Below are 17,143 nucleotides of genomic sequence, written 5' to 3'. Positions count from 1 at the left end.
AATCTGCATGGACAGTAGCTGTAAGCTTTGATAGAATCATATGAGTAATGAAAATGAGAATCATTATTAACGGGAGGAATATTGTGAGTTATTTTAAATTTAGAGCATCAGCTTGTTTGTTCATCATTTCATTAATGCTGGTATTGAGTGCATGCGCTACAAGTGGGGGTGGGACTGTAACAGAAAGCGGTCAATCGACTGCTTCCAAGACCACATCAATTGGAGATGAGGCTGCCACGCGTACATATGAAAGTGATAAAGGTACAATTACTCTTCCTGAACATCCCCAGCGTGTCGTTGTAGCAGTCGGTGATTATGTAGGTGATGTGCTAGCACTTGGTATTACACCTGTAGGGGCTCCAGACACTGTATTTGATGCTCCATATTATAAAAAATATTTGAATGGTGTTGCAAATATCGGTGACAGCTCCGCATTATCCCTTGAAAAGGTGATCACCCTGAAGCCGGATCTGATCATTACCTATGATGAGAAAGCATATGAAAATCTGAAAAAAATAGCGCCTACAGTGTTTATCCCATATGGTAAATATCAATATAAGGACCGTTTGATGGAGCTGGGCAAAGTGTTAAACAAGGAGCAGGAAGCTAAAAATTGCCTGGCTGACTTTGCAACCAAGATTGATGAGAAGAAACAGGCTTTGTCTGACGTCATTGATTCGGGTAAAAAAATAGCTATTTTTGAGATTACAGGAAAAGAATTATATCTATATGGAAAATCTTATGGGCGTGGAGGAGCCATACTTTATGATGAGCTGGGACTTCATGCTCCTGAGAAGGTAGAAAAGGCAGCGTTCGAGAAGGGGTGGGCCAGCATTTCAATAGAGGCTTTACCGGAGATGCTGGGCAATGCCGATTTTTTAATGTTGGGTATTCGAGGCGACGGAGCAGACCAAGGAAAAGATATTTTATCTAAAAGTGTGTGGAAGAACCTTTCTGCCGTTAAATCAGGTAAAGTATATCAATACTCAATCGACGATTTTTATTTTCAAGATCCGATTGCTCTGACTTATCAATTAGAACTCATATCGGATTTTTTGGTTTCCAAGAAGTAACAATATGATCTTGCAGCTCGATAGGCTAGCATTTAGATGTATGTAGGAGCTAGGGGAAGGTGACTACCTTCCCTTTTTCTGTTATTCTAAGGGAGGATATGCTGGGGATTCTGGGCTTTTTGGTATAATTTTTTTTGTTAAAAAAATAAAATTAGTGTCAGACGTCTATCCTGCAACAATTTGCAAAATGGATACGTCTGTAATATTGCAGGGAGAGGGGGATCCTTTGTGGTAGAGCAGGGACTCATTCGAGCCGCTCAATCGGGCGATCGCGACGCTCTCATTACCCTATTAAGAGAGATAGAACAGCATGTGTACCGTACGGCATATTACATTCTAAACAATGAGCAGGACGCCATGGATGCTTCACAAGAAGCCCTCATACGGATCTATTCCAAAATTAACTCTTATGAGGAAAAAGCGCAGTTTAAAACTTGGGTCCAACGCATTGTAACGAATATATGCATCGACAAATTCAGAAGAACGAAACCCTCGGTTTCCATTGACGAGCACGACATAATATTCAACGATCCCCAAAACGTGGAGGTCGAGGTGTTGACCTCTTACATGGCACAGGATGTTCGTGAGGCTATACAACAGCTTCCGGAGCACCACCGGACGGTAATTGTCTTAAGATATTTGCAGGACTTCTCCTATAACGAGATTGCAGATTCTCTGGATTTGCCGCTAAATACGGTCAAGTCATACTTATATCGTGCAAGACAGCAATTGCAAGGGCTACTTCAGGAATATCAGAAAGGTGGTGTATCAGGATGAAGTGTGGGGAAGAGGTGATGGATTGGATGCAGCGTTATGTGGATCATGAGCTGGGCGAAGAAGAAACGTCCCAATTAATGAACCATATTGCGACTTGCCCGGACTGTGCGGAAAAATTTCTTATTCTTCAGACACTCTCTCGCGAGCTGGAGGAATTGCCTGCGGTTTCCCCGGCGTTCAGCCTGGTGGATTCCATCATGCCTCAGCTTGATGCCATTGACCGCGCACGTGAAGAGCAGGGAAGTGCGCTTCAGGAAATGCAGCCTGTGGCTGTAGAGCCTGGACCAGTGCCTAGACAGCGTACCCAGCCTACACCTTGGTGGAATCGAATGGCTGGGCGCGCTGCTATGGGCGTGGCTGCCGCTGCTGTTGTACTGGGGATTGTAGTATTTAACTTCGAGCCTAAAACAGTGCAGGATGCGGAAGGCATACTTACAACCCAGTCGCCCGAAGTGACGAATCCGCAGAATCAGACGGAAATTACAGATACAGCCAATGGCAGTGGAGGCCGTGATGCAGCCATTGGTTCGGATTCTACACAGCAGCTGTCAGAGCAGGGGCAAGGAACGGATGCATCTCAGCCATCTGCGGATAAAGAACCTGACCTGAGCAAACAAGGTGCAACCAATGCAGACGATGAAAAGAACTCTTCCAAACGGGATGCTGGGAAACGTGACGATCAGCGAGCTGAGGAGGAAGATTCGACGAAGTCTACACCAGCTGAACATTCTTCTCGTCAGGATGAAGGGCAGGGACAGCTACGTACGGATCGTCAGGTGGCAAAGGAAAATCCGTCTGCTGCAGATGCTTCTAAATCTGAGGACAAACAGTTAAGTCAGGAAAAATCTGATCAACCCACGATTGCTCCTGATGAACAGTTAGAACCGAAAATGGAAAAAGCGCCCCTAGCGGGTACGGCTCAGGACGGTAATAACGATAGCACGAGTACGAATGATTCATCTTCGTCGCTTAGTCAGGAATTGAAGGTGCAGGAGCGGATTGCGTCAAACGAAACGTCGAAAGACACGACTTCCAAAAGCATCACTAAGGATTCGGGGAATGCCTTGGGAACGGATAGCAGCAATGCAGCTTCTAATGATCAGCAATCATCCGTGTCACAAGACCCCGTTCGTAAAGAAGGCTTTGTATCTAATTCACTGGTCTCTCCAGACAACGATAATGCTTCCAGCTATAGTGCCCAATCCGCATCTACAGATCAGCTCAACTCGCCTGATGGTAGCTATGCGGTGGCTATTGAGGGCAAAAAGCTGAAAGTGTATAAGCTTTCCGATAACGGTGTAGACCGAACAACCCTGGAAGTCCGTACTTTAAAAGGTGCCTGGGTCAAAGGAAGCTGGTCAGAAGACAGCCAGACCTTTATGTATGAGACGGAGCAGGATGGGACAGCAAGTAAATATACGTACACCGTCCCGCGCAGCACTGGAAAATAGTTTCCGTAAGTTGACACACTTTTAAAAATAGAGAATAAACTATATGAACCGACGTCGTATCCCGACGGCCGAAAGTTTCTAGAGCTTTCTGCTGCCGTGTTGATATAGATGGTGGTGAAGGGATTCTGCCTATAGGCAGGGTCCCTTCGTTTGTATCATGACTTGCCTTCCGGTCGGATGTCGGGTACGATCAGTGGGTGGGGGGAGAACGGAAAATGGATGTAAAAACAGCCTCTAAGGCTATTCGCAAAGGCGACATTTCGCCAGTGTATTTGCTATACGGCAGTGAAAAATATCAAATGAAGCAGTTTGTTGAGATGCTTAAAGAGAAAGTGGTGGAAGAGGAGCATCGTGACTTCGCCATCATTCCTTATGATTTAACCGAAACGCCCATTGAGGTGGTCGTGGAGGAGGCGGAAACAGCGCCTTTTCTGGTACCAAAGAAGCTGATTATTGTACGGGATACCAGTGTATTTGCAGCAGGCAAAGATAGCGGTAAGATAGAGCACCGGCTTGAGACGCTGTTGACTTATATGGATAACCCGACTGACTATAGCGTCATCGTTTTTACGGTTCAGGCTGAAAAGTTGGATGAACGGAAAAAGATTGTCAAAAAACTGAAAAGTGATGCTTCGGTTATTGCTTTTGCTCCAATGGGTGGAGATGATCTTGTGGCTTGGATTCATAAGCGTGCAGGAGAAAGAGAAGTGCAATTGGCTGCAGGAGCTGCTGAAAGCCTCATTCAATTCACAGGTACCGGGCTGCAATCCTTGGCTGCTGAGATAGACAAGCTCTGCTTGTACGCAGGAGCACAGGGAACCATCTCATCTGCTGATATAGAATCCCTGGTGCCTCGTAACACAGAGCAAAACGTATTTGCGATGGTTGAGGATCTGGCTAATTTGCGGCTGGATAAGGCACTCAGTATTTTCTATGAGTTGCTTAAGCAAAAAGAGGAACCGATCAAGATTGCCGCTTTGATCACGCGCCAGTTCCGTATTATGTTGCAGGTCAAAGAGCTGGCAGGTCAAAGCTATTCCCAGCAACAAATTGCGAGTCAGCTTAGTTTGCATCCTTATGGTGTGAAAGTTGCAGGGGACCAAGCGCGGAGGTTCCGCCCTGAGCAGCTGCGTCAGCTTCTCTACGAATTGGGCGAGCTGGATTATCATATGAAAACAGGTGTCGTTGACAAGGTACTGGGACTGGAATTATTTTTGATGAAAATGGGTGCGGGGGCTTCAATCTAATTCCCTCCATGTGCTGTTATAGAGTCAGCTAATGTATCGTGAAAAGCTGACTCTATAAATTAATAAAAGGTATAAACTAAAAAAACCTGATCAGCCAAGGCTGGTCAGGTTTTTTTCATTAACGTATGAAAGTAGCTCTTGCTTACGCTTGAGCTGTAAGAGCGTTAAGTTTTTTCGCCAAGCGGGATTTCTTGCGAGCAGCTGCATTTTTGTGGATCAGACCTTTAGTTACAGCCTTGTCCAGCTTTTGGGAAGCTACTTTGAAAGCAGCAGCAGCAGTTTCAGCTTCGTTACCTACCAACGCTGTATCGGCAGCTTTTACTGCTGTACGAAGCGCGGATTTTTGGGAAGCGTTCAACGCACGGCGTTTGTCGCTAGTTTTAACGCGTTTGATAGCGGATTTGATGTTTGGCATTACATTCACCTCCTGTAAAGGCATTACTTATGAACACAAACGTTTCACAACTTAAAATATTTTAGCATGCCACACCTCAAATTGCAATAAGAAAACATTCTGAGACGATGCGAATTACAGGATGAAAATGGATGTGCATAAACTTGTTGGGTGTCTCGCACACTATAGTCAAAGATGGTATCCAAGGAGGCTTAAAAGATGGATCTGGATTTGCAGAAGTATGCGGTACGCACGGATTTGGCATTAGAAGCAAGGGAACTGGCCGAACGGGATCAGCCTGTACCCCTGGCGGGCATAAGTGAGAACGTGGAGGAAGATAACGGAATCAAAATCACACGGCTGGATGTACTGAATGAAGAAGGAGCCAACCGTATTGGGCGGGTACAAGGGCATTACGTCACGCTGGAAGTACCCGGCTTACGTGAAGGCGATACGGGGCTCCAGCAACGTGTAGCAATTGCATTTGCAAAAGAAATGGAACACTTTATTCAAAAAATAGGAATCTCTAATACGGCAAAGGTACTGGTGGTAGGTCTGGGCAACTGGAACGTCACTCCCGATTCGCTGGGTCCGCTTGTCGTTGAAAATTTGATGGTGACTCGTCAATTTTTTGAACTGACACCTGATCAAATCAACCCAGGCTATCGGGATGTGAGCGCAATTGCACCGGGCGTCCTGGGTATTACGGGGATCGAGTCGAGTGAAATCGTTCAAGGCATCGTAGATCGCACAAAGCCAGAACTGATTATTGCCATTGACGCTCTGGCGTCACGTTCATTGGAGCGCGTCAATACGACCATTCAGGTGGCCGATATCGGGATACATCCGGGTTCAGGTATTGGCAACAAGCGGCGCGGTATCACCAAGGATATTATGGGTGTTCCGTGTATCGCTATCGGCGTGCCAACGGTATGCTACGCTTCGACCATTGTCAATAACGTAATTGAACTAATGAAAACACATTTTACCAAAGAAAAGGCTTCTACAAAAGCAATCCTTGGGATGTTGGACGATATTTCAGAACCTGAGAGACTTGGACTGGTAAGAGAGGTACTGCAACCGCTGGGACATGATCTGATTGTGACTCCCAAAGAAATCGATGAATTTATTGAAGATATCGCGAACATCATTGCTACTGGATTGAACGCTGCTCTGCACGAAGCTGTTGATCCTGGCAATGTCGCCGCCTATACGCATTAATCAAGGGTTGGTAAAATCGTATTTCATACACAATAGTCTCTATTTAACAGGAATCTAATCTCTTTCAAAAAGGGAGATGATATACCTGTAGTAGAGATTTTTTGTGTTCTAGCAATTGTTCTCCGTTCATAGAGTTGAAGTATAAGAGATTTCCGTAGCAGATAGGAACCCTATGTTCCTAAATAAAGCGGGTTTCGACGGGACGAAGGAGGACAAGGCTCACATGAAAAAAATTCAGACCTGGAACGTCGGAAGATGGAGAAGAAAAGGTATCGAAATTTTGGCGATGGGACATACGCTTGTGCTGCTGATCATGGGCTCAGCGCTTTTATTTGTCGTTTTGGGGCTAGGGGGATTGGCAGAAAATCGTCTACAAACCTCTCCTGTTTCTTCCATGAAAGGATTGGCAGGTTCGGTGTCTAGTGGCTTTTTTGCGGATATGCTAGGTATGGAAGTACCTCACTTGGCACAAAAGAAGCAACAATCTTCGTTGTCGGGTGAACAATGGTCGCCTTTTGTTTTTCAGATGCTTACAGGTATTAATCCGCAGGACCCTAAAAGTCTCATTTCTCGTGAGATTCCTGGTATGTCTGCAGGAGCACCTGTGTTGCTGCGCAAGGGTTCGGGGAACACCAAGGTAGAGGGTCCTACGGATTATCAGCCCGATCAGGGGACGACGGATGCCCCTGGTGGCTCAGATACATCTGAGAATCCACCAACTACTACGCCGGATATTCCGACAACACCGGAAACAGACCCGGTACGTGAGGATCATCCAGGTGATACGGCCAAAGGGGACAAGCGTATATTAATCTACCATTCTCATCCCAGAGAAGCATATAACCCACTACTCAGCAAAACCAGTTCCAATCCTAATTCAGGTTCTAAATCAGCCAATGTGTCAAGGGTAGGGGACTTCGTAAAGAAGAGACTGGAAAAGCAAGGGATATCCACACTGCATGTAAACAAGGATTATGCCACTACAGTTCAAAATTACAATTGGAACTATTCCTATAAATATTCACGCGAAACAGTCAAGGAAGCTTTAGCTGGAAATAAAGGTTTAACTTATTTGCTTGATATCCATCGGGATTCACAACGTCACGGAAAAACAACAGCAACCATTAATGGGCTCTCTTATGCCAAGGTGTATTTTATTATCGGACATGACAACAAAAATTGGCGAGAAAATGAAGCTTTTGCTGCTCGTATTCATGAAAAGCTGGAAAAATCGTATCATGGCGTATCACGTGGTGTATGGGGGAAAGATGGTGGCAAAGGCAACAACGGTGAATACAATCAAAGCTTGTCTTCGCATAGCATTTTAATTGAAATCGGGGGGATTGACAACACCGAGGAGGAGTTAAAACGTACCTCGGACGTTTTGGCGGACATGATCGGTGAAGTGTATTGGGAAGATCAGAAAGCTCAGAAAGCGGGCACTAACGTATCGGATACAAAAAAGAGCAACAGCGGCAATTAAATGAGGTAGCGGTAAGGGGGAAGGGTAATGTCTGGACATTTTCGTAAGAAAGCACTTGGATTTGTACTGCTCATGGGGGCAGGAATTCTACTCGGTATGCAACTGGCAGGATCTGGCCTGCGTTCAGTGTATGGACCGGAATGGAACGGGGATACGATTCAATCGGTAAATCAACAGAAAGTCGGATATGAACAGACGGTTATTGAGGATACACCCGCAGCTAACACTCGTGCATATAGCGGTATGTATAGCACAAGTGGAAATGTTAAGGTTGAGCCGAAAACGGGAGCGGGTATAAATGAAGCTAGTGGAAGGGAAGAAAATGAGGAGCAGACGGAACTCGGGGCATCCAGGTGGTATTCGACGACTGCGCAGCATGTCAATACTCAGGACCTGGAGACACCGCGTGAACTGTTAGCCGTCAAGGGACAACAAGCTTCGGTGGATACCATGGCGGACAAAACGGCTGGGCTGCTGCAAAACCTATCAAGACAGGGGATTCGATGGGTTGTGTCTGTTTTTGACGGAGTGACAGAATAGAAATATTGCTGACCCCCTATACAACTGCTATAATAAGCTGATTGACACTAGGCATTGTGTGGGGGTAAGGCATGACTGACATATTGGCAAGACAACGTAAAATTCGGAACTTTAGTATCATTGCACATATAGACCACGGTAAATCCACGCTGGCTGACCGGATTTTGGAATACACCGGTGCACTCACATCCCGTGAAATGCAGGAGCAAGTGCTTGATCAGATGGATCTGGAACGGGAGCGCGGGATTACAATCAAGCTCCAGGCAGTGCGACTCACTTATAAGGCCGATGACGGCGAAGAGTACATTTTGAATCTGATTGATACACCGGGACACGTCGATTTTACGTATGAGGTTTCCCGAAGCTTGGCGGCCTGTGAAGGGGCCTTGCTAGTTGTAGACGCGGCACAGGGTATTGAAGCACAGACATTGGCTAACGTATATTTGGCGTTGGACAACAATCTGGAAATTCTGCCGGTGCTTAACAAAATTGATTTGCCAAGTGCCGATCCTGAACGGGTGAAGCAGGAAATCGAGGATGTTATCGGCTTGGATACGAGCGAGACTGTCCACGCATCGGCCAAAGCTGGAATCGGTATCAAGGAAATTTTGGAACAGGTGGTCAGAAGCGTACCTGCTCCGCAAGGGAATCCGAATAATCCGCTGAAGGCGCTTATTTTCGATTCGCATTATGATCCATATAAAGGCGTTATTGTGTATGTCCGCGTCGTAGATGGTAGCATCAAGGCAGGTTCCAAAATTAAAATGATGGCGACCGAAAAAACGTTTGAGGTTATCGAAGTAGGAGCCTTCATGCCACGTATGAGCATCGTGGACGAGCTGAACATCGGTGATGTTGGTTTTATCGTTGCTGGTATCAAGCATGTGGGTGATACGCGTGTCGGGGATACGGTGACAGATGCAAAAAATCCAACATTAGAACCGATGCCAGGCTATCGGAAAATTAATCCGATGGTATATTGCGGTCTGTATCCAATCGAAACATCGGAGTATAACGATCTGCGTGAGGCGCTTGAAAAGCTACAACTGAACGATGCTTCGCTCAGCTTTGAGCCAGAAACATCAAGCGCGTTGGGTTTTGGCTTCCGTTGTGGATTCCTTGGTCTGCTTCATATGGACGTTATTCAGGAACGGATTGAACGTGAATTTAACATTCCACTGATTACAACGGCACCAAGTGTTATTTACCGCATAAAGTTGACGAATGGGGAAACGATCCAGATCGATAATCCATCGAATTATCCGGAAATCGGACGGATTGAACATGTGGAAGAGCCCTATGTAAGAGCAGGTATTATCGTCCCTAATGATTACGTAGGTACGGTGATGGAGCTTTGTCAAACCAAGCGTGGGGAATACGTAAATATGGAATACCTGGATACGACACGGGTAACCATTACGTATCAAATTCCGCTGTCTGAAATCGTATATGATTTCTTCGATCAGCTTAAATCAAGTACCAAAGGCTATGCTTCCTTTGATTATGAGATTTCAGGCTATCGCCAGTCCAACCTGGTGAAAATGGATATTTTGTTGAATGGCGAGCAGGTCGATGCGCTGTCGTTCATCGTGCATAGAGATCGGGCTTATCATCGCGGACGTATTATCTGTGAGAAGCTGCGCGAGCTCATCCCGCGTCAAATGTTCGAGGTGCCGATCCAGGCATCTGTGGGAACAAAGGTTGTGGCGCGTGAAACCGTTAAGGCGATGCGTAAAAACGTCTTGGCCAAATGCTACGGCGGCGATATTTCTCGTAAACGGAAGCTGCTTGAAAAGCAAAAAGAGGGCAAGAAGCGTATGAAGCAGGTCGGTAACGTAGAAGTACCACAGGAAGCATTTATGGCGGTACTGAAAATAGATGAGTAAAGCCGCTTGAATCAGCAGCATCGTATTGAATTCGATACATCAGAATTGTGTATATGAATTGAATACACATAAGCAACAACAGCATGATTCTGTAGTAGCTTAGGTACAATCACTCTGTGAGTACCCTAAGGTATTACAATCCGCTTGTTTCCAAGCGGTATTCGTCCATTCTTTCATGGGGCATTTGCCGTGCATGGAGAATGGACGTTATTTATTTGAGCAAGCTATCCAGAGATGGAGTGTTTGTTATCTCAGTTGCAAAAATAGTATAACAACAGCATCTTTTACGTATTTCTAAAGATGCTTTACTCTTACTGCAACACCTACACCACAAAAAAATGACCGATGTTGGTACAGCAGGGGAGTGGTTCATTTGAATCTGGAGTAACAGCGATCAGAAGATCAAAAGGAACACGAAGCGGTTGATCTCGACCTCGGCGCATTTTTTCACTATTCCCTGAATTGACAAGGAGGATCGGTATGACCGCATCCATACAAAAACATGAACATTCATCCGCGCCTCAAGCGGTTTACCTGCATATACCTTTTTGCACGAATAAATGCTTTTACTGTGATTTCAACTCTTATGTGCTCAAGGATCAACCTGTTATGGAATATCTGTATGCACTGGAACGAGAAATGGAACATACAGTCAAGCTTCACCCGCCAGGAGAGATTAAAACCATTTTTGTCGGGGGTGGAACACCAACAACCCTAAACCCGAAGGAAATGGAATATTTTCTGAAGAGCGTTCGAACCTATTTCCCTCATTGGGCGGAAGATATTGAGTTCTCCATGGAAGCCAATCCAGGTACCACTGATTTTGAAAAACTCTCTGTGATGAAAGAAGGTGGCGTCAATCGACTGAGCTTTGGTGTACAGGCTTTTCAGAATGAGCTACTCACAGGCATAGGTCGTATTCACAGTACGGATGACGTATATCGTAGTTTGGAAAACGCCCGTAAGGTTGGCTTGGACAACCTGTCGATTGACCTGATGTTTGGTTTGCCGAATCAAACGGTGGACATGCTGCATGAAAGCGTGAGTAGAGCACTAGAGCTGGAGCTTCCTCATTACTCTATCTACAGCTTGAAGGTTGAAGAAAACACGCTCTTCCACACGCTGTATCAGAAAAATCAGCTACCGCTTCCACACGAGGATGATGAACTGGAAATGTATTTACTTCTCATGCGTCGCATGAAAGAAGCGGGTTATGAGCAGTATGAGATTAGCAATTTTGCAAAACCAGGCTTGGGGAGCAAGCACAACATGACCTATTGGCGAAATGAGGACTACTACGGTCTTGGCGCTGGGGCACATGGATATGTTGGCAGAGAGCGTCATATGAACATTAAGGGCATTAACCCTTATGTGGAGGCTAGTCGTAGTGGTTTGCCACGTCTGGATAGCTTTGAGGTGCCGGCGGCGGAAGCTATGGAGGATTTTCTTATGGTCGGTTTGAGAATGCTAGAGGGCGTTTCCAAGTCCCGCTTTGAAGCTCAATTCGGTCAAGCATTGGAGGATACATTTACTGCTCCTCTCGGAAAAATGCTTAATGCCGGGTTAATCGAATCCATTGAGGACGGTTATCGTTTGAGTGAACGCGGCATTTTATTCGGAAATGATGTATTTGCAGAGTTCATCGGTTCTATCACGGTAAATTCATAAGTCATAGGCTTCAGTACAGTACGTTTCAACTTTATAAGCTGGGACGATCATTTTATAACACCATTCTGTCACAGTAGGGTAAATGGAGTATTGCGATTCTATGCGTTGTGTTGTATATTTATTCATTATATGCGGCAAGCGGCAGGAGGAGAGCAAGATGGCTTCAGTGTGTAAAGATGTATTGTGCAGAAGTGCGGTTCCTGAGGATGTGGAGCCTTTATATCAAATGATTAGCGGCTATGCAGAGCGGGGGATTATGCTGCCACGTTCGAGGGAAGTGCTTACGCGCCAACTGGAGCTGTTTATTGTTGCAGAGGTGGACGGCGAAGTTGTTGGTTGTGGTTCTTTATGCAAATTGGGCGCTGATCTGGTAGAGATTCGCTCCCTTGGCATCTCTGAGGGACACAAAGGTATGGGTATTGGCTCCAAGCTCGTGGAGGGCCTTATTATAGAAGCACGGCGGCAACGTATTCCTAAAATTATGGCATTGACCTACGAGGTCTCCTTTTTTATAAAAAACGGTTTTGATGTAGTAAGCAAAGAGATTTTCCCTGAAAAGGTATGGACCGACTGCATTCACTGTAGTAAACAAAACAATTGTGATGAAATCGCAGTGTTGAAAGTACTGAACTGACCTGTCAATAATGAGGTCAGTTCTTTTTTTCATCAGGACCTAATCATGCGTATATTATACAGCCTACATTGTTTAATCCTGATTCATTTCTCATATGTTTTGAGCAACCACCAAATGAATTGATGATGAGGCTCCAGTTCGGAAGGTATTCCATTCAGGCTTCTTATGGGATGGTCCTTATGATAATCAGTATCATTATAAAAGTATGCAGTGCCGTCTAATGGAACTCGGTGTTTATATTTATACAAGGCGACAACATATCTTTCAGACGCTCCGCTTCTGCTTGGACTATTTGTATATCCTTCCCAATCGGCTAGTGTTAAATCATCGTAATGCTGTATTGCCGATATACTGTATTTTATTTGCTTGGGAATACTTGGACTGAATTCTTGAGGGTAAAACAAAATGGTATTCCATATGCTTAAAAGTATTGTAGGAACCAAGATTAAGGCACAACACAGGGGGGTTAATTTACGAATTAAATGGATGACTGAAATAATAAGGGCTGCATTCAGGATGAATACCAATGGCAAAGCAACTATTCTTCCTAGTCCTGTATACGGAAACAACTCGATTAAAATTTGAAACATACAAATTGTAGGTAAAAGTGCGATCGATGCGTATAAAAGATTGCGGCGATTAGTTCTCAAATTTAATTCCTCCTCAAGGACAAAGAAGCTATAATGGTATGGAGACATAGTCTCGAATTTTTCTATTTTCTGTGTCACTATACATAATTACGGTTTTTATACGCTGTATATTGAGATTTTTCGTGAAAAAGCGTAAACGTTCTGGATTCATTCCAGTAAACTAAACTGTTGTGATAAATCTTGTTTATTGAAAATACTGATCTGACTTGACAATGATCAGGTCGGTTTGGTATTTTTGTATTATCGGTTAGCACTCATCGCGAACGAGTGCTAATGATTCCATTTAACAATCATGCTATTATGGATAAACAACAAGGGGGGATTCGCTTGTTAACCGAACGTCAGAGGCTCATTCTAAATGCGATTATTGATGACTACATTCATTCGGCTGAGCCAGTGGGTTCCCGCAGCATATCCAAAAGGCAGGATGTCGGATTCAGCCCGGCCACGATCCGTAATGAAATGTCGGATTTGGAGGAACAGGGCTATCTGGAGCAACCCCATACTTCTGCGGGACGCATCCCGTCTCATAAAGGTTATCGTTATTATGTGGACCATCTGGTGCCACTGAATACATTGAAGCCTATGGAAATGCGGGAACTGAAAGCCTTTTACGCCGAAAAGCTGAATGTAATGGAGCAAGTGATCCAGCATGCGTCAGGCATTTTGTCCCATATGACCAATTATACTTCCATCCTGCTTGGGCCGGAGGTTTTTCATACTTCATTGCGTCATTTTCAGCTGCTGCCGCTCAACGAAACGACGGCTGTAGCGATTATCGTGACCAATACCGGTCAGGTGGAGAATAAAACGGTAGATATTCCACCGGGAATTTCGATTTCCGAGATGGAGAAGGTTGTGAATTTACTGAACAGCAAGCTGGTCGGTGTGCCGATTTATCAGCTTAAATCACGCCTTTACACCGCACTTGGTCAGGAGATGGAGAAGCATGTGTCTCATTTTGAGGACGCTATGAAGGTGCTGGATAAAGCACTGGATAATGAATCGGATCAGCGCTTGTATTTGAGCGGTGCGACGAACATGCTCAATCAACCTGAATTTAAAGATGTAGAAAAGGTTAAACATATTCTCGATCTGCTGGAGGAAACACCAACGCTGCTTAAACTAATGACACCTGTTGCCGGGGCACCTGAAATTCAAGTCCGCATCGGCACTGAAAATGATCATGAGGCGTTTGCCAATTGCAGCCTGATTACTGCTACGTATGCAGTAGATGGAGAAGCGTTGGGCACTATAGGCATACTGGGTCCGACACGGATGGAATATGCGAGAGTTATTAATATTTTGGGTATCCTGTCTAAGGATTTGACCGCAATGCTAACGCAACGGTTTAAATAGAACAAGACCGCATAGGTTGCGGTACTACATGTTCCGCGCCGGGATACGGTTTGTATCCTGCGCGGGTGCATTGTTGCGTGTTTTTGTAAAGGTAGTTATGACTTGAAGGAGGTGAAACATTTTGAAGGAAGAACAAGCGTTCCAAGAAGAAAAACAACAAAATGTAAGCACAGAGGAAGCCGCCGAAACGAGCCAGCAGGAAGAGCCGGTTAATGAAGCGGCAGCACTGGAAGACCAAGAAAGCGAAACAGAGCTGACTAAGCTTCGCGCCCAGGCGGAAGAGCATCAACAGCGGTTTTTACGCGCTCAGGCGGATTTTGATAATTTTCGCCGTCGTACGCTGAAAGAAAAAGAAGACCTTGCCAAATATGCATCTATGAAGCTGGTTACCGAGTTGGTGCCTGTTTTGGATAACTTCGAGCGTGCGCTGGCAACAGCACCGCAAGGAGCGGAGTCTGAGTCATTCAGCAAAGGCGTGGAAATGATTTTCCGCCAGTTTGAGAGTGTGCTTCAGGCAGAGGGTGTAACGGCCATGAATTCGGTGGGACAACCGTTTAATCCGGATTTCCATCAGGCTATTATGCAGGTGGAGAGCGAAGAGCATGAGGAAGGCATCGTCGTTGAAGAGGTACAAAAAGGATACATGCTGAAGGACAAGGTGCTTCGTCCAGCGATGGTAAAAGTGAGCATGTAGCTTTTTCAATATACATTAGAAATACATCATTTTGATTCAACCATTCTGGCCTGCGGGCCTCGTATATACAGAAGGAGGAATTGTCCGATGAGCAAAGTAATCGGTATTGACTTAGGTACAACCAACTCTTGTGTGGCTGTTATGGAGGGCGGCGAAGCGGTCGTTATTCCAAATCCGGAAGGCGCACGCACAACCCCTTCCGTTGTTGGTTTCAAAAAAGATGGAGAACGTACTGTAGGGGAAACGGCAAAACGCCAAGCAATTACGAACCCGGATCGTACAATTATGTCCATCAAGCGTCACATGGGTACAAACCATAAAGAAAGCATTGACGGCAAGGAATATTCCGCACAGGAAATTTCCGCTATGATTTTGCAAAAGCTGAAATCCGATGCTGAAGCTTACCTGGGACAAACGGTTACTCAAGCTGTTATTACTGTTCCAGCTTACTTCAATGACGGTCAACGTCAAGCAACCAAGGATGCAGGTAAAATTGCTGGTCTGGAAGTTCTGCGGATTGTCAACGAGCCAACCGCAGCTGCATTGGCATACGGTATGGAAAAATCCGAAGACCAAACGATCCTCGTGTATGACTTGGGTGGCGGTACATTTGACGTATCCATTCTGGAACTGGGCGACGGTTTCTTCGAAGTTAAAGCAACAAGCGGCGATAACAAGCTGGGTGGCGATGACTTTGACCAAGTGATTATTGATTACCTCGTAAATGAGTTCAAAAAAGATCAAGGCATCGACCTGAGCAAAGATAAAGCTGCTGTACAACGTCTGAAAGATGCAGCGGAAAAAGCGAAAAAAGAACTGTCCGGCGTACTGACAACGACGATTTCTTTGCCGTTTATCACAGTAGCTGATGGCGTTCCACAGCATTTGGAGTTGAACCTAACTCGTGCGAAATTTGAAGAATTGTCTGAAGGTCTGGTAGAACGTACATTAGGACCTACTCGTCAAGCAATGAAAGATGCAGGCATGAGTGCCAGCGACATCGACAAAATCGTTCTGGTCGGCGGTTCCACACGTATTCCGGCTGTACAAGAAGCAATCAAAAAGCTGACAGGTAAAGAGCCACACAAAGGCGTAAACCCTGATGAAGTGGTAGCTTTGGGCGCGGCAGTTCAAGCGGGTGTACTGACTGGTGATGTGAAAGACGTCGTTCTCCTTGACGTAACTCCACTGTCCCTCGGTATTGAAACCGCAGGTGGCGTGTTTACTAAAATGATTGATCGTAACACGACGATCCCTACGAGCAAATCGCAGGTATTCTCGACATATGCCGACAATCAGCCTAGCGTAGAAATTCACGTGTTGCAAGGTGAACGTGAAATGGCAGCAGGCAACAAAACACTGGGTCGTTTCCAATTGGGAGATATCCCTCCAGCACCACGTGGTGTACCACAAATCGAAGTTACCTTTGATCTGGATGCGAACGGTATCGTGAACGTATCCGCTACAGATAAAGGCACAGGCAAAAGCCAAAAAATTACGATCACATCTTCCAGCGGCTTGAGCGACGAGGAAGTAGAACGTATGATGAAGGATGCCGAGTTGCATGCGGAAGAAGATAAAAAACGCAAAGATTTGGTAGAAGCGAAAAATGCTGCGGATCAACTGATCTACTCTGTAGACAAAACGATTAAAGATCTGGGCGAAAAAGCGGATGCAGGCGAAGTCGAAAAAGCAAATGCAGCTAAAGAAAATCTGCAAAAAACGCTGGAAACCGACAACCTGGAAGACATCAAAAAAGCTACTGAAGAACTGACTGAAATCGTTCAGCAATTGTCTGTGAAGCTATATGAGCAAGCTGCTCAAGAAGCACAGGCTCAACAAGCTCAAGACGGCGCAGCAGACAGCAAAGGCCGCGACAATGTAGTTGACGCGGACTATGAAGTTGTTGACGAAGACCAGAAGAAAGACTAAGCTACGGATCGGGCAGTGGTAGCTTTACGGTACACCGATGCGTTATGATATACTGAATAGTAATTGCAGCGTAGCTGCCTTGATAAATAACAATTAGCCGAAGGGTAACAGTTATTTCCAAGATAAATAAGCAT

15 protein-coding genes are annotated in these 17,143 nt (G+C 45.3%); 13 read left to right on the top strand and 2 right to left on the bottom strand.

What is annotated here, in order from left to right; translation table 11 throughout:
- Positions 1-83: 83 nt before the first annotated feature.
- The 4 genes from G9G54_RS13355 to holA all read left to right on the top strand — a co-directional run bounded on the left by G9G54_RS13355 (position 84) and on the right by holA (position 4,548).
- Entirely contained in the window at positions 84-1,073 is a 990-nt protein-coding gene (locus G9G54_RS13355; RefSeq protein WP_165178432.1) for an iron-hydroxamate ABC transporter substrate-binding protein, read from the top strand.
- Between the two features lie 228 nt (positions 1,074-1,301).
- A complete protein-coding gene (locus G9G54_RS13350) occupies positions 1,302-1,850 on the top strand; it encodes an RNA polymerase sigma factor (RefSeq protein WP_165178431.1) in 549 nt (182 codons plus the stop codon).
- On the top strand, positions 1,847-3,301 hold the full coding sequence (locus tag G9G54_RS13345) for an anti-sigma factor family protein (RefSeq protein ID WP_165178430.1): 1,455 nt from the start codon (positions 1,847-1,849) through the stop codon (positions 3,299-3,301). The genes G9G54_RS13350 and G9G54_RS13345 overlap by 4 nt, the downstream gene beginning before the upstream one ends.
- A 215-nt stretch (positions 3,302-3,516) precedes the next feature.
- Positions 3,517-4,548: a DNA polymerase III subunit delta gene (gene holA / locus G9G54_RS13340; RefSeq protein WP_029515366.1), complete on the top strand. Its 1,032-nt coding sequence runs from the start codon at positions 3,517-3,519 to the stop codon at positions 4,546-4,548.
- A 142-nt stretch (positions 4,549-4,690) separates the two neighbouring features.
- Here holA and rpsT read toward each other — a convergent pair whose 3' ends face one another.
- Positions 4,691-4,963: a 30S ribosomal protein S20 gene (gene rpsT / locus G9G54_RS13335; protein WP_013311181.1), complete on the bottom strand. Its 273-nt coding sequence runs from the start codon at positions 4,961-4,963 to the stop codon at positions 4,691-4,693.
- Between the two features lie 198 nt (positions 4,964-5,161).
- Here rpsT and gpr point away from each other — a divergent pair, with 198 nt between their 5' ends.
- The 6 genes from gpr to G9G54_RS13305 all read left to right on the top strand — a co-directional run bounded on the left by gpr (position 5,162) and on the right by G9G54_RS13305 (position 12,374).
- On the top strand, positions 5,162-6,163 hold the full coding sequence (gene gpr, locus G9G54_RS13330; protein ID WP_039272306.1) for a GPR endopeptidase: 1,002 nt from the start codon (positions 5,162-5,164) through the stop codon (positions 6,161-6,163).
- Between the two features lie 223 nt (positions 6,164-6,386).
- Positions 6,387-7,646 carry a stage II sporulation protein P gene (locus G9G54_RS13325; protein ID WP_069290028.1) on the top strand — a complete coding sequence of 420 codons (1,260 nt, stop codon included), beginning with the start codon at positions 6,387-6,389 and terminating at the stop codon, positions 7,644-7,646.
- A gap of 27 nt (positions 7,647-7,673) precedes the next feature.
- Positions 7,674-8,186 (top strand): hypothetical protein, encoded by a 513-nt coding sequence (locus G9G54_RS13320; RefSeq protein WP_165178429.1) that lies wholly within the window; start codon positions 7,674-7,676, stop codon positions 8,184-8,186.
- A 71-nt stretch (positions 8,187-8,257) separates the two neighbouring features.
- A complete protein-coding gene (lepA, locus tag G9G54_RS13315) occupies positions 8,258-10,072 on the top strand; it encodes a translation elongation factor 4 (RefSeq protein WP_165178428.1) in 1,815 nt (604 codons plus the stop codon).
- Between the two features lie 480 nt (positions 10,073-10,552).
- Entirely contained in the window at positions 10,553-11,740 is a 1,188-nt protein-coding gene (gene hemW, locus G9G54_RS13310) for a radical SAM family heme chaperone HemW (protein ID WP_165178427.1), read from the top strand.
- A 157-nt stretch (positions 11,741-11,897) separates the two neighbouring features.
- The gene (locus G9G54_RS13305) at positions 11,898-12,374 is read left to right on the top strand and encodes an N-acetyltransferase (RefSeq protein WP_013311174.1); all 477 of its coding nucleotides are present in this window, start codon (positions 11,898-11,900) and stop codon (positions 12,372-12,374) included.
- An 83-nt stretch (positions 12,375-12,457) separates the two neighbouring features.
- Here G9G54_RS13305 and G9G54_RS13300 read toward each other — a convergent pair whose 3' ends face one another.
- Positions 12,458-13,024 carry a hypothetical protein gene (locus G9G54_RS13300; RefSeq protein WP_238808018.1) on the bottom strand — a complete coding sequence of 189 codons (567 nt, stop codon included), beginning with the start codon at positions 13,022-13,024 and terminating at the stop codon, positions 12,458-12,460.
- A gap of 327 nt (positions 13,025-13,351) precedes the next feature.
- Here G9G54_RS13300 and hrcA point away from each other — a divergent pair, with 327 nt between their 5' ends.
- The 3 genes from hrcA to dnaK all read left to right on the top strand — a co-directional run bounded on the left by hrcA (position 13,352) and on the right by dnaK (position 17,009).
- Positions 13,352-14,383 (top strand): heat-inducible transcriptional repressor HrcA, encoded by a 1,032-nt coding sequence (gene hrcA / locus G9G54_RS13295; RefSeq protein WP_165178426.1) that lies wholly within the window; start codon positions 13,352-13,354, stop codon positions 14,381-14,383.
- Between the two features lie 121 nt (positions 14,384-14,504).
- Entirely contained in the window at positions 14,505-15,077 is a 573-nt protein-coding gene (gene grpE, locus G9G54_RS13290; protein ID WP_013311172.1) for a nucleotide exchange factor GrpE, read from the top strand.
- Between the two features lie 87 nt (positions 15,078-15,164).
- Positions 15,165-17,009, top strand: a complete 1,845-nt coding sequence (gene dnaK / locus G9G54_RS13285) for a molecular chaperone DnaK (protein ID WP_023989512.1) — start codon at positions 15,165-15,167, stop codon at positions 17,007-17,009.
- Positions 17,010-17,143: the final 134 nt, after the last annotated feature.

The sequence above is a fragment of the Paenibacillus sp. EKM212P genome (assembly GCF_011066115.1).
Taxonomy (GTDB): domain Bacteria; phylum Bacillota; class Bacilli; order Paenibacillales; family Paenibacillaceae; genus Paenibacillus; species Paenibacillus polymyxa_B.
This window is presented reverse-complemented; position numbering and strand designations above follow the sequence as displayed.

Coding starts and splice junctions, on each gene's coding strand:
- lepA (WP_165178428.1), top strand. CDS start 8,258: ATGACTGACATATTGGCAAGACAACGTAAAATTCGGAACTTTAGTATC.
- G9G54_RS13345 (WP_165178430.1), top strand. CDS start 1,847: ATGAAGTGTGGGGAAGAGGTGATGGATTGGATGCAGCGTTATGTGGAT.
- dnaK (WP_023989512.1), top strand. CDS start 15,165: ATGAGCAAAGTAATCGGTATTGACTTAGGTACAACCAACTCTTGTGTG.
- G9G54_RS13305 (WP_013311174.1), top strand. CDS start 11,898: ATGGCTTCAGTGTGTAAAGATGTATTGTGCAGAAGTGCGGTTCCTGAG.
- G9G54_RS13325 (WP_069290028.1), top strand. CDS start 6,387: ATGAAAAAAATTCAGACCTGGAACGTCGGAAGATGGAGAAGAAAAGGT.
- G9G54_RS13320 (WP_165178429.1), top strand. CDS start 7,674: ATGTCTGGACATTTTCGTAAGAAAGCACTTGGATTTGTACTGCTCATG.
- holA (WP_029515366.1), top strand. CDS start 3,517: ATGGATGTAAAAACAGCCTCTAAGGCTATTCGCAAAGGCGACATTTCG.
- hemW (WP_165178427.1), top strand. CDS start 10,553: ATGACCGCATCCATACAAAAACATGAACATTCATCCGCGCCTCAAGCG.
- rpsT (WP_013311181.1), bottom strand. CDS start 4,963: ATGCCAAACATCAAATCCGCTATCAAACGCGTTAAAACTAGCGACAAA.
- gpr (WP_039272306.1), top strand. CDS start 5,162: ATGGATCTGGATTTGCAGAAGTATGCGGTACGCACGGATTTGGCATTA.